This is a genomic window from Rhodoferax sp. ZS1R8, assembly GCF_056521325.1.
Genome location: NZ_JBWMBA010000001.1, coordinates 764,037 through 776,853, shown reverse-complemented (window position 1 = coordinate 776,853; position 12,817 = coordinate 764,037). Strand labels below are relative to the sequence as shown.

The window sequence follows — 12,817 nt, the reverse complement described above, 5'->3', positions numbered from 1 at the left end:
GCTTGCACCGGGGCTCTGTAACGTTTTGCCAGCAACGGAAGCCACTTTGGGGGATGTTTGCTTGGTATTTCTCATCATGCTAAAACTCCTTGGCCCCTGGAAATAGGTCCAAATGGTGCTCGGGGCCAGCTCCATTTGGGTTTTTCTCGCAATTTCAGAGCTCGCCTGCGCAGTCTCGTTTTGCTTCTACGCGTGGCGGCGTTTTAAACAGGTTCAACCGCAGCGCTTGTGTCCACTTTGTACTGAGCCTCACCACTTGCCAATCCTTTGACTGTTTGGTCATAGGCCGCGCGCGGTATGCCTGGTGCGGCACTGTTCAATTCATTCCGCCGTTGTGCAAGTCTTTTGAGTCGCTCGCCCTTCTTAACTTCGTCCATAGTCTCCAATACTTCGATCTCACCAAAGACTCTGGCGTCGTTTTTGAGGCTTTGGTATAGGGCCCCTGCATTCTTGTGCTGCATGGCCTTTTCATTGGGCTTGAGAAAGGTGGCTGTTCCCGACAAGACCGTTGCCGTCATGCCCAACAACTGCGCTGCGCTCGACCAATCTTTCACAAAGGCTGCGCTGGCCGCTGCCGCCGCCAAAGTGGCTGGAATACCCAACCAATAGTGCCGTCTCGACCAAGCATCGCCTGCGTTGAAATGGCTCTTAGCGGAGTGTTCGGCGTCTTCCTGAATGCGCGCGGCTTCATTCTTGAGCGCTAGCACTAATGGGGACACCGGGGAATTCGCGTCTAGGTTTTCAGTTTTCATGATGTCGATGGAGTAAAAATCAGCGTGACCAGCGCTTGGGATTCGAATCTGGGTGGGCGCCACCACCCGCCCATTCGTCGGTAAACATCCAATCTTCGAAGTATTGAAGCCACTCACCGGTCCATGGAATGTAGGTGTCGCCAAACCTCATCTGCGGGATCCAATCGCGCTTCTTGGGCCACCATAGGCATAGCTTTGTACCGCGACCGGTGTGGCGATAGGTGTGCGGAATCTTCCTACCCCCGGCGAGGACCGCTAGGTCCGGCTCCTCCACAATTAGGTCAGGCCGTATCCCATCCGGCCTTACCTTCAAGACGCATCGATACAAGCGACCGAAATTGCCCGGTGAGACTTCAAAGCGATAGCGCAACTCCTTGCCGCTGTGCAATGAGATCTCAGCGCCAGGCACACCGGTCATCTGCAACTCCAGGGCACGCTGGGCTAAGTTCGGGACTGGATCTGGACGAATTTTCACTCTCCAAAAAATGTATGGCCACGCGCTGGCATTGACAAGGCAGTTGCGGTAGCAGTACCCAAAACAACAATCCGTTTGTCTGACCTGTCTACTACGCGAGGTGCTTCCAGTTCCCTAACCGCCTGGATCGCCAGGGATCCGAAGGCGTCATTGACGATGCTCAGAAGCGGATCCAGGCCATGCCGTTGATCAATGCAGTCAAGCAATTGTTCGAGGTGGCTCCGTAAGCGAGCGTGCCACTTGATGAATGCAGCTTGATGGGCGGAGGTGTTCATGCCGCTGGCCAGGTTGTCGCCGGGCGCGGTCACGTTTGGAAAAATCCAATGCTCACCACCGCCAGGCTTCGCTTGCCTTTCAAAACAAGATGGCATGGTATCGACGATGTCTAGCAACAAGTCCAACGGGTTGTCGTGCTGGATTGGTGCTCGCAGCGTGTAAGCGGCGGCGGCCAGCGATGTGATGAACACGGACTTTGGAGCAAAGTCTTGTCCCACCTTCGGGGCGCCAAAAGCAACGTTGCGATGGAGTTTAAGCAGCTGAACCAGCCTGCTGAGCAATCGGTTGAGGACCTCATCGGCGTTGGGCAGTGGCGCCATGTCGGCGCGCTTTGCGGCCTCCGCAAAGCTATCAAGACTCTTGGTTACCGTGAAAACTGGGCTGATCTTTGCGGCTTCGTTGAAGCAGTAAGCCAACCCCTTCGGATTGGTGGACTCATAGAGTCGCAGTCCGCGGTCCGGCACTTGTCCATGAGTGTCACCGTAGGGAACACTGAATTGTGGATCTTCAATGATGGGTGTGATGTCCGCACGCATTCCATCGGCGTATTCCAGCGTAATGCAACGATCCCATTTTTGGATTCCCAGCCGGTGCATCTTCGCGTAACGTTGAAGTGCAGCAAATAAGTCGTTGATCAACGCCGTCGGTCCCGATTCGTGGCCATATAGCCGGCGGGCAGTGCGATCCAGACGTATCACCAAGTCAATGTCGAACCCTTCGGGACGTGAATGTGTAGGCCGGATGATGGTTCCGATTTCCCGAGAACCTTGTGCATGGACTTCCAATATCAGGTCGCGAAATTCGCCGCACTCCATAAGGTATTCCCCAGTGGCCGTGTAAGACCGTTCAAGGGCATCCAGTTGGGTTTGCGTGGGCTCATGTCTTTTGGCGATTGCATCCGCCAAATAGAAAAATTTTGACGACATGCCGTTGGACAGCTGGCGTTTGCGTGGAAGTGGGAGAGATTCACGATTCATGCTGGGCCGTCCTTTCTCAGTTGTCTCCGCCGGCGTTAGCCGACTAACTCTTGCTGTACTTCACACTGGCGCCCAACACATCGGGCCATTCCAATCAAACCACTATCAGTCGCCAAAACCTCACCGGCCACTTGCATTAACGAGTGGAAAGCACCATAGTTAGTGCCTGAGCAGGCAACAATCAAATTCTGCTTTGGGACTCGATTTCCATTCTTGATGTGTAAAAGTGTTGCTTGCACAGGCAACAGTATACTGACATTTTTTTGATCATGTTGGAGTTTTTTTATGACGCAGTCTGGTTTGGGTTTCCTGTTGCGTAAATTACGGGAAACTCGGAATCTCTCGTCGCGCGAGTTGGGCCAACTCGCGGACATCGATCACACATATATATACCGGTTGGAAACCGGTGAAAAGCAGTCGCCATCTGAAGAAATCCTGGCGCGCCTGTTGCGTGTGCTTAAAGCCGATGCCAGGGAGGCTGAAATGGCCCAGTGGATGGTGGCGAATGACGCGAATCCAGATTGGGTGGAACACGTTTTGGACGTCCCTGATCTGACCGCTGAAATGTTTGAAATGGGCGCCAGCATGAGGCATCGAGGTGGTGCGCGTCCGGACATGAAGATGATCGAAGATCGTGTGCGCAGGGCATTTAAAGAGGACTGAAACGATGGACGAGCTGACAGTTCAAATTAGGGCACGCGAATTTATGGCGGGTTTGGACTTGTCGAGGATCTCTGTCGATCTCTCCGTCTACATTAATAAGGTTAGGGCGACCCTTGACGCTGAGGTACTCCCAGAAGGAGAGTCTGGTTACACGCTGACAAAGCGCGACGGAACGTCGATGATTTTTGTGAATGAACTTGAGCGAATTGAACGACAGAGATTTTCAGCCTGCCATGAGATCGGGCACCTAGTGCTCGGACTCAGCTCCAACCATCAAGAGACGCCGCCCTGGTCCTACGCGAAACGCCATGAGAATGAGATTTGGTGCGACATGTTTGCCGCCGAGCTACTGATGCCGTATGAGAAATTTGTGGTCGACGTCAATAAAGCCGAGCCATCCTTTGAGTTGATAGATGAACTGCGCCAGCAGTACAAGACGTCGTTTTCCGCGACTGCGTCGCGGGTTGCTGCGCTTTCGGACTATCCCTGCGCATTTGTGACCATGAATTCAAGCGTGATTCGACACGCCTCCATGTCGGTCGCACTGCGCAAGCTCAGAGCTTGGGTGGCACCGAAAACCCCTATTCCAAAAGGGTCAGTAGCCCACCAATTGGTACGTGACGCGCAGATGTCCGGTGAATCGGTGGTCGCGCAGGACGTCTGGTTCACGGATTGGCTGCAGGGATATGACCTCACCGAGATGTCCAAGCACTATCCCGAATACGATGAAACGTTTTCTCTTCTCTGGTTCGAAGACGACGACGGGCCGGATGAACCCGTCAACACATTCAGCAGAACCGCTCAACCAGATACGGGGCTATTGCAAGAATTGGACGGCGTGCTGCCCTGGCCAGGAAATAGAAAACGCAAGTAATGCCTCAGTGGCTGGCGCTGCACCTGGTCATCGCTTCTTGAATGGTCTCGCCATCCTCCAGGCCGTACATCGAATACGCGTTCTTGGTCGAGATAAATCGAGGTATCTCAAGGCTCGGTCCATCGTTGTCCGTGAACGCCGGCTCCTCCAATGCGTCGCAGATGACGGTATTTCGGCTTGGCGTCCCGTTACCTGCATTGTCTTGAGTCATATGGGTATCTTCAACCATAGTTAGAGTGCTAAGAGATCATCGTTGATACGACTCACGCGATATCAGCTGATCCGCCAGCTATCAATCCTAGCCGGAGCTGGGGAGTAACGGCGTCTACCTGCATTCGCGTTCAGCCTGGCGACTGCGCTCAATGTCACGGTCTATGCGCAAGTACTCTGCACGGATTCCTTTGACGGCACCGACCAGGGGAGCGAAGTACATTCGAATGCTATCCCGCAAAATACGGCGCAACATGGCTGGCAGCTTCATTCGAAAACTCCTTGACCAAAGACGTGCTGGATCAGATCCAGCACCTGGACAAATGGTACCAAATCCAGTGCACGCATGTGTGGACCTTTCTTGCTTGGCTGGAGGGGCGATGGGCGGTTGTACAAGTCTTTCTGTTGGCACTTTGCAACTGAATCGACGTTGGACAGCAGCAGGGTAGACTCATCGTGGAAACGCTATTGAAGTGCAACCTTCCACGTCACATTGATTCATGTCATCGGCCCCGTTGCCCTAGGCGACAACCCAATGTTTCTGGGAGTGAAGTAAATGTCGCAATATGAAAATAAGTGAGTTTCCGAACGACGAGGGCCTATGGGTGGTGAAGTGGATCGACGGATACACACTTCCACACCTCACGACCCGTTCTGCCAGTGTGCTGGTGCTCCTGCAACGGCTTGCACAAGACGACGTTTCCGCCATCGCAAAATTGTCACCATACGAGGTTGCCGATATTCTTGGCACTCCACCGAAAAGTCTCCAGGCGGTTTTGCCATCGCAGCGCCAATATTCACAGTGCGCCATGCACACGGGAAGCCTCCCTTTGGTAGCCATCGGCTTTGTCTTTAAGGCCCAACAATTGGTCGGCGCGCTGCCCGGACGCTCCTACCCACTGCTGTTACCAAGTGGTCGCGAAGAGTGGCACAGTAAAAAAGTCGGGGACAAGCTCCCTCCGCCAGATGGCTGGGATGAGAAATTTCCGTACTACTCCCTCAACAATTTTGAATTTTCACACGTGACTCATTGGTCACCGCAATCACGTCTCATGGTCTTTAAAGGTTGGGATGCGGACTACATCATCCCAAACCAAGTAATCTTCCAGACCTGTTACGCCCCTGAGACTCAAATGGCAAGGGCATTCACTAATGGGCCCTGGCACGACACGGCCAGCCAGGTAATCTACTTTGGCAAGACGACAATGGGGGGTCTGGAAACCTCCATTGATGCCAAAACTGGGCAATGGAATGTGATTCTTCAATCGCGTGTGAAAGACTACTTCGCACGACATTTGGCACTCCTATGGTGGGATGACTTTGCAAAAGCCCGAGCGAACGAAATTCATGCGCGTGCTGTTCAGGAAAGAGGTAGTAACTCACTTGCGCGCTGGCACAGCCAGGCCAATTTCCCGTTTCGCGAGGACTACCCGTTGAGGATGCAAGTTGTTGGCTATGAATTGCGCCCTTGGAGCCTCAAAAATCAAGGATCGCGTCCCCGCATACTGGTATCACGCATCGTAGACATTGAAGAACCACCCTATTTGCCGAAGATTGGAAGCGAACGCTTGAACAGCGGCCATGAGGGGGGCGACAAAGTAGAGAAACCTGGGTCTGCCCCCTATTCGAAGACAGCCACCGTAGATGGTCTGGACCGCCCTACAGATACGACCGAAGTCTCTGCAGAAAAGGATGGCGCAGAACAAGCGGCGATTCAGCACCTTCTGATTGGAACGTTTCAATGGAGTAACGCTAGGCCACTCGAAAAACTCAAAAAGAGTCAGAGCGGTCTATACGCGAAAGCGTCCCCACCGAAGCCTGATCCCAAAGAGACCACTTCGACGGGCAATCCCAATTATCAAGAAGGTTCGTCAGACCAGCTGAATGCCAACGTAGTCATCCGCGACCCGGTGCAGCGATTTACACAACTTGTGGAAGCGCTGACGAATCTTCAAAGCACCGGCAAGATCAAGCGCTTCACGGTGCTCCCACCGACCATCCCGGCCGCGCTTGAATTGCGTGCAGCCCTTTCGTGCTGGAACTTCCTTAACGATGACGAGCGTAGGACCGGGAAAATAGCCAAGCGTGGCTGGCACGTTATGCGCGAAAAGCATGACAACGCAGAAGGGGCGCGCCGTGCAAAGCGTCAAATTCGCTGCGCACTTATTCTTGAAATTGAAGTGTTGGGGAAAAGAGCCTACTGGATCGAAATTGAATGCAAAGACAACGACTCGTTCAAATCCCCTGTCATTGCAAACGTTGAATCTCCAAACGATGAGTATTTCATTGATTTGCTCCATGCAATTTGGCGCAGCAACGGCACTGGTCTTGACAAAAAACTCGGCGAGCTGATGGGGAAGATTGGAGGGAGCTTGACTTGTTACAAACATTGTTACTATTCCTCAGCTGATGCCAAACTGGACGCGGCGTCAGTTCTGAAATTTCTGAGGAAGAGCATCGGAGTAGTCTGAATTCATTGGCGTGAGGAACAGTACGCCCAGCAGAATTGGCTGCTTGATGCATTTTTGAACAAACATTGAGAAAGATCTGTATGAGCCAGCCAATTCCACTGCCATTCAACGCGGCCCGAGTTTGCGAAGCCATTGCACGCATAGGCTACGAGCCGCACACGGCCCTAATGGACCTGGTTGACAATGCAGTAACGGCAGGTGCGACTGATGTCCGGATATCGCTTGTACTCGCGCCAGGAAAGAACCTCAAAAACCGCAACGGCGTTGCGATGTATCAAATTTGCGATAACGGCAGCGGTATGGACGTGGCTGGGATCACCAACGCGTTTGCGCTGGGTTCCGATGGGAATTACAAGCAAGGCAGCCTGTCCAAGTACGGAATGGGACTGAAGTCGGCCGGCCTGTCACTGGGATCTACGATCTCAATCATTTCCAAACGCAACGGGCAAATCACCGACAGATTCATTTTTGACAAAGATGCCATCGCGACAGCAAATGCCTTTGTAATGAATTCAGAGCCGCTGACAGCGGACGAGCAGACAAGGTACAAGGAAATTCTTGCCGGCGCCAGCGGAACAGTTGTGGAGATTCGGGGTTGCGAGAAAGTAAATCACCCATCCCCCAATTCGACGCTTGAAAAGTTAAGGGACAGGCTGGGAGTGGTCTATTTTTCCTTCTTGACCAACGCAAAGAATACATTGGCCCTTCGCACGCGTGCAGTTAAGAGCGATGGACCGGCTAGCGAATTTGAGTTGGTAAAAGCGAAGGACATGTTATTCATTGACTTGCCGACCATTCAAAACTGGGATCCCGACAAGTACAAATTTTCGGAGCCGTGCTTGGTGTTGTCTGAGATTTGGAAGCCGGTCTCTCGCGATGGGGTAGATTTACCGTCAATCAAAATCCAAGCGGTTGCCTTTCCTCAAAGGTCCTTGGCTGGGGACAAATCTCCCTTAAGTCCCGCTGAAAAAGCGTCCGTTAAAGCGTTTGATGTATCAACCAATAACAGCGGCTTTTTTGTCTACAGAAACGGAAGACTCATTCGTTGGGGCGACCCTCTTGATGGATTGGTGGGGAAGGATGATATCAATCTACGGATTCGATTGGATCTGACGGATCAGCATGATGACGTCTTACACGTAGATGTCACAAAGCAGCGTCTTGAGATGGACGATGAGCACCGTGCCTCGTTGGAGGGGACAATTTCAAAGGCGCTAGGCACCGCCAAAACGATACGTGCATTGTGTCAAGCGCGATTGAGCTCAGACGACGACGCGGAAGGACGGGGCTTTACTGCCTCCACTTCGTCGGTACCAGAGGATGATCCACAGGTAGCCACGACTGCAGTTGTCCCAGCCAAAACAAGAGATCGACAAAAAAAGAGTGCCGAGGAAGCTGCCAAGGTCATCGAAACTCTCAACGAGGAGTTGGATAGCACTGGGGCGACCACGACGGAAGCCAAGGCGGAACCTCACGTTTTCCTGAAGATTCGCTACTCTGAAAAAGTTGCTTACGGTCAATTTTGGCAGCCCTTTCACGATGCCATCAACGGAACATTTGTATGCGTCAACGTCGCGCACCCTTTCTATCAACAAGTAATTAGTCGGTATGAGGCAAGCAGCAGCGAGAGGCTTGCGCTGGAAGCGCTGATTTTTAGCATGGGAAATGCACAGAATAACGTTCAGCACAACATGACGGAAATCGAGCAGGACGTTTTGGATCGGATTTTTAAACGGTTGCACAAGAATATCGACAACTACCTAAGCGACTGGACCGGCAGCAATCCCGAGGCTTGAGCATGCTCGTGACGCATTGCGGAACCATTCAGGGTGGCAAAGGCGATTCCTTTGTCTATGGCATCCTGGCTGGCACATACGTTTACTTCGGAGAAACGGGTGACTTACCCCCAAAGCGTTGGGGACAGCACATCTCCGCAGGCGGAACATTGACAACCAGATTGCTGGAGATGACGCCCGAGACAGCAGACGGATCAGACGCCATGGTGTTTGTGGGCATCTGCTGTGCGCCCATCCATTCTTTGCCAGAATCTTTGCAGAAGGTAGCACGACGCCAGGTTGAAGAAGAGCTTCACCGCAGGTTTTTTGTGGACAAGGCGGCAGTGCACCCGGATGCTGAGTTGGTATCTACCCCGCCTCCGGTATCACGGCGGATCAAGCTTCCATTTGACCCCAGGCTGGTGGCCATCGAAGCCTACGAAATGATTTGTGGCGAATTTAGAAAAGCAAGAGCGCAAATGGCGTGACCTACGCCAACAACATCAGGCGGCCAGCAGCTCGGTCTCTTTCTGTCCGACTAGCAACGACAGCCCGCGATGCGTATGAAGTGTTGCCACTTCCTTCACGCTGTTTTCAGAGACCTTCATTTGGTCGTTCAACATCCGCACAACAACAAGGTTGTAATACACGGCCTCGTTGTTGCCAGTAAATGTTCGCCAGTCGATCTCAAGGCCGCCGGAGAAATTCAATACTTCGCCAGGCATATGGGCGGGATTGGCTAAAGAGACGCAAAGGGCATGGCGACAAAGGGCATTGTTATGCTCAATCCCAGTCCTGCGTTTCAAGGTCGCCAGCTGGATCTTTGCTGCGGCCGTAAGACGAATTCTGTCAATCATGCGGCCACCTTCAATTCTGCACGACGGTCCAGAGGAGCAACAGCCGTGCTTCTGGTTTTTGCGTCAAATCGCAAAGTGATTTCTTGGCTTGTGTATGGATGCAATGTCGCATAGACACTTCCAGAAACCTCTTGATCTGTCGAAAGGACCATTACCTGATGGGACACGGTGCTAAAGAACCGCTCCACGAGCGTTTCCCTATGCTGACGGTCCAGACGCGCCAATGGGGTGTCCACCACAACGGGGAAGCGGCTCTTGCGTTCCTTGATAAGTGCGCTCAATACGGCAATGGCCAGCAATTGACGCTCGCCAGCGGAAAGCCGCTCCATTGAGAGCTCCATCCCCCCGCCGTCAATAAGTGTGACTTGATACGAAACCGGATTCACAACAACGCTTCCAACAAAGCCTTGCTTATGCACCAATGCCTGGAACTCGGAAGTAATCTGCCGTGACAACCAAGCGGCCTTTGACGCAAGCATGCGGTCTTTCAGGATTTCGAAGACGCGCTTTGCACGTCCCGCAGCCTCTAGCGTCTTTTCCGAGATGCCAATGTCCTTGAACTCCGTCAATAGACGCGAGCGTATAGAGTTGTGTCGCATTTCAGCGTTGGCCAAATTGCCTTTGCGTTCAGCAATCGCCTGGACAATTCCTTTCAGACGCTCCTCGCAAGCAGCGACCGCGTGTGTCTTTTCCTGCATGGCAGCCAGGAGCCCACCAAGCTGTTCCGTCGCTGGGATTTCGGCCATTTTTCGCTCAGCAGCCTCCATGGCAGCAATACTGTTTCGCAACTCAGTTCGACATTGGTTTGCTATCTTGACGGCATCAACGACTTGTTGCTGAACATTGGTCATTGAAAGATCGTTCAAGAACACGGGCTTAAAAGCCTTTGGAAGTGCAATCTTCTTGCGATCTTCTGTCAAAAGCTCTGCAACTGTGCTGTATGCTTTTTCAGTCAGTTTGAGGTTCAGCGCAGCTAAAACTCGTCGGTCGCGAGCAGCAATCTGCTTTAGAAGACGAACTTGAATCTCCGTATCAGACTGCTGCTCTACACCCTCCACGCATGCCTGCAGCAAGTCGGGGGCTATCGCAAGTGGCAGCAATGGATGACTCAACGCAGCCGCCAGCGCAGCGGCCGATCTTTGCTTTCGCTCAGTAGCCGAAGCGAAATTGGCCCGCAATTGAGCCGCGGCATCAAAAGCTCCTGAACCCTTGCGCTTTGAGGTCGCGGTAAACCGATCCAAATCCACTTGCGCACGATCAAGTTCGTTTTGAACACTCGCATTTTGCTGAGCAAACAACTCAAGATCGGACTGAATCTCTGCAACCTTTGCTTCGAGCACGGGTAACTCTGACTTCAATTGCTCGTAGGCTTCACCACCTTCCTTGGACCGCAGCATAGTGCGTCGCTCAGCGGCCCGCAAATCATTGATCAATCCGTCAATGCTCCCAATCCCCAGGAATGCCTCAGTCGCCCGCCGGAGCAAATCGGGGAGCTTTTGTGGGTTCGCAAGACCTTCGATCTTTTCCCCGTCGAACAGAAAAAGCTGTGCGAGCTCAGCTGGCAATATGTCTTCAATGAACTGAGTCCAGTTTGTGGTCAGCTCAAGGTCCAAAACGTTATCGCGATACACCTTGCAGCTCTCAACGAACTGAGAATTGGTCTTTCCCCACTCGCGTCGGACGGTCAGGTTGACGCCATCGCTGCCCGTCTCAACGAGAAGGGCCACTTCAACAACGGGATTTCCCACTACATCCTTGCGTCGAAGGCTTTCAATGAAAGACTCATATACCGACTTTCGTGAGACATTAATCGCTGCCTGGCCGTACAAGGCCAGTTGGATCGCAGTCAGCAGAGTAGTCTTTCCGCTCCCGTTGAGTGCTTGAATTAGCACGACGGGTTTCCCAGGACGCACGGTCATATCCAGAAGCTGTCGCTCTCGAAACGGCCCCAGATTCTCTATTGCCACCGATTGAATTGTTACTTTACTCATGACACATCGACTTCTTATACTGCCATGCCAATTTCAGGCTCGATTTCGGGGTCAGACGGATCTGGTTGAACGCAAACCTCAACAATCTCCGTTGGAGGCGTATGAAGTGCAAACTCCAAGGCCTCCTCCTCGTTGCGGAAGCAAAAGCGTGTCAAAACCTCGTCGACAACGTCCAGTTGGTGCGATCGCTTCTTCGTGTCCCCAATCGTTCTACGCGTAGTCGATAGATTGCGCGTGAGTCGGTACAGCTCTTCAGCCGCTTCCGGGTCAACCTCGGCTGCGATTTCCCGCAAGAGTTGCAAATCGTCCGAATCCAAGGGCATCGGTTCGACCGCCTTCCCGGGATACGGCCCCCCAAAAATCTCTTCGTAAATTGTGGGAAGGCGATCCTCGATTTCGCCCTTATCTTCCAGCCAAATCTTTCGAATCTCATCCAACTCATCAAGGCCAATCAGTTCCACAGAGCGCAGCCCTTGCTCCTTGGCAGCCTTTTGAACGGTCCTTTGAGCGGATAGCAACTCTCGCAGCAATGTTTCCCGATAGGACTGGATGTAAGGCCCATGCACCAAGCGCCCGTTGTAGACCGTGAGCTTGCCGTTCATTCGTCGGAAATCACGCAGATGGCGATCTTCAACAGCGAGGTATGCATTGCGGAAATCAAGAATCGGTTGCATCCAACGCTTTTGCTCGTCGTTTTGCAACATGGCTTGCATTGACTTGTCTTGGGTCACCATGGTGCAGACATAGCATCCGAAACGACTGTCGCCGCAGCTTGGCGTCGTAGTGTCGACAACAATCGGACACTCGGCATCCGGGGTCGCTCCGCGGTAAATGGAAAAAAGCTCCTGGTTGTCAATGCCCCAAGGGTTGGGTTGCGTGATGATGTATTCCCAAACGTCGTCACTCGTCCAGGTTTCAATGGGCAGGTACACCCACACCCGGGAAAGTTTTGGGTCTTTGTTGCGGCTCAAACGGTCGCGAGTGCTGCCCTTGTAGTTATCCATGACCTTGTCGCGCGCAGAACTCTCACCCCGTCGTTGACCCAAGACGAGAATCGCTTCCCCGCTGGTGGTCGATAAGTCTTGAATGAATTGTGTGGATGCACTGATTTTGAGACGATCCGTGCACCAACGAAAACGAGCGCGTGGACTCGGGTAGCCGCGGCCAATCAGATTTACCCAAAAACGATCATTCAGGGCTGGAGTCAGACGGTGGGCTTCAATCGGAAGCCCTTGCGCCTTGGCGGCCTTGCCGATGTGGTCCAAGGAAGCCTCAACCCACGATGCGATAACCGGGTTTTCAACCAGCGTGTCCGTGCTAATCACATGCACGGGCTTAGTCCGATCCGCTGGCGAAAGTTCAGACAATGCAAGCCAAATTAGTTGCAAAGAAGCAGTTGAATCTTTGCCCCCGCTGTAGCCGACTACCCAAGGCATGGAGTCTGATAAATACAGCCCCTTGATTTCTTCAACAATTTTCTCAACAGACGTACCCAT

General features: G+C 52.8%; 13 protein-coding genes. 5 read left to right on the top strand and 8 right to left on the bottom strand.

Annotated features, from left to right (window positions below; genetic code table 11):
* Positions 1 to 203 precede the first annotated feature (203 nt).
* From AC097P_RS03640 to AC097P_RS03630, 3 genes are read right to left on the bottom strand one after another with little or no spacing between them, the layout of a single operon-like run.
* Positions 204 to 752: an SLATT domain-containing protein gene (locus tag AC097P_RS03640; RefSeq protein ID WP_479608994.1), complete on the bottom strand. Its 549-nt coding sequence runs from the start codon at positions 750 to 752 to the stop codon at positions 204 to 206.
* A 19-nt stretch (positions 753 to 771) separates the two neighbouring features.
* Positions 772 to 1,170 carry a type II CBASS E2 protein gene (locus AC097P_RS03635; RefSeq protein ID WP_479609464.1) on the bottom strand — a complete coding sequence of 133 codons (399 nt, stop codon included), beginning with the start codon at positions 1,168 to 1,170 and terminating at the stop codon, positions 772 to 774.
* A gap of 53 nt (positions 1,171 to 1,223) precedes the next feature.
* Complete coding sequence (locus tag AC097P_RS03630; RefSeq protein ID WP_479608993.1) at positions 1,224 to 2,480, bottom strand: nucleotidyltransferase domain-containing protein; 1,257 nt, start codon at positions 2,478 to 2,480, stop codon at positions 1,224 to 1,226.
* 285 nt (positions 2,481 to 2,765) lie between these two features.
* Between AC097P_RS03630 and AC097P_RS03625 the strand changes: the two genes are divergently transcribed.
* Positions 2,766 to 3,143, top strand: a complete 378-nt coding sequence (locus AC097P_RS03625; protein ID WP_479608992.1) for a helix-turn-helix domain-containing protein — start codon at positions 2,766 to 2,768, stop codon at positions 3,141 to 3,143.
* 4 nt (positions 3,144 to 3,147) lie between these two features.
* A complete protein-coding gene (locus tag AC097P_RS03620) occupies positions 3,148 to 4,017 on the top strand; it encodes an ImmA/IrrE family metallo-endopeptidase (RefSeq protein WP_479608991.1) in 870 nt (289 codons plus the stop codon).
* A 4-nt stretch (positions 4,018 to 4,021) separates the two neighbouring features.
* Here AC097P_RS03620 and AC097P_RS03615 read toward each other — a convergent pair whose 3' ends face one another.
* Both AC097P_RS03615 and AC097P_RS03610 read right to left on the bottom strand, forming a co-directional pair.
* Positions 4,022 to 4,246, bottom strand: a complete 225-nt coding sequence (locus AC097P_RS03615; protein WP_479608990.1) for a hypothetical protein — start codon at positions 4,244 to 4,246, stop codon at positions 4,022 to 4,024.
* A 96-nt stretch (positions 4,247 to 4,342) separates the two neighbouring features.
* A complete protein-coding gene (locus tag AC097P_RS03610; RefSeq protein ID WP_479608989.1) occupies positions 4,343 to 4,498 on the bottom strand; it encodes a hypothetical protein in 156 nt (51 codons plus the stop codon).
* A gap of 295 nt (positions 4,499 to 4,793) precedes the next feature.
* Between AC097P_RS03610 and AC097P_RS03605 the strand changes: the two genes are divergently transcribed.
* The 3 genes from AC097P_RS03605 (at position 4,794) to AC097P_RS03595 (ending at position 8,961) form a co-directional block, all read left to right on the top strand.
* Positions 4,794 to 6,698, top strand: a complete 1,905-nt coding sequence (locus AC097P_RS03605) for a hypothetical protein (protein ID WP_479608988.1) — start codon at positions 4,794 to 4,796, stop codon at positions 6,696 to 6,698.
* An 80-nt stretch (positions 6,699 to 6,778) separates the two neighbouring features.
* Positions 6,779 to 8,494 carry an ATP-binding protein gene (locus AC097P_RS03600; RefSeq protein ID WP_479608987.1) on the top strand — a complete coding sequence of 572 codons (1,716 nt, stop codon included), beginning with the start codon at positions 6,779 to 6,781 and terminating at the stop codon, positions 8,492 to 8,494.
* On the top strand, positions 8,491 to 8,961 hold the full coding sequence (locus tag AC097P_RS03595; RefSeq protein ID WP_479608986.1) for a hypothetical protein: 471 nt from the start codon (positions 8,491 to 8,493) through the stop codon (positions 8,959 to 8,961). The genes AC097P_RS03600 and AC097P_RS03595 overlap by 4 nt, the downstream gene beginning before the upstream one ends.
* 15 nt (positions 8,962 to 8,976) lie before the next feature.
* Here AC097P_RS03595 and dndE read toward each other — a convergent pair whose 3' ends face one another.
* From dndE to dndC, 3 genes are read right to left on the bottom strand one after another with little or no spacing between them, the layout of a single operon-like run.
* A complete protein-coding gene (gene dndE, locus AC097P_RS03590; RefSeq protein WP_479608985.1) occupies positions 8,977 to 9,330 on the bottom strand; it encodes a DNA sulfur modification protein DndE in 354 nt (117 codons plus the stop codon).
* The gene (gene dndD, locus AC097P_RS03585) at positions 9,327 to 11,321 is read right to left on the bottom strand and encodes a DNA sulfur modification protein DndD (protein ID WP_479608984.1); all 1,995 of its coding nucleotides are present in this window, start codon (positions 11,319 to 11,321) and stop codon (positions 9,327 to 9,329) included. The genes dndE and dndD overlap by 4 nt, the downstream gene beginning before the upstream one ends.
* Before the next feature lie 14 nt (positions 11,322 to 11,335).
* A complete protein-coding gene (gene dndC, locus AC097P_RS03580; RefSeq protein WP_479608983.1) occupies positions 11,336 to 12,817 on the bottom strand; it encodes a DNA phosphorothioation system sulfurtransferase DndC in 1,482 nt (493 codons plus the stop codon).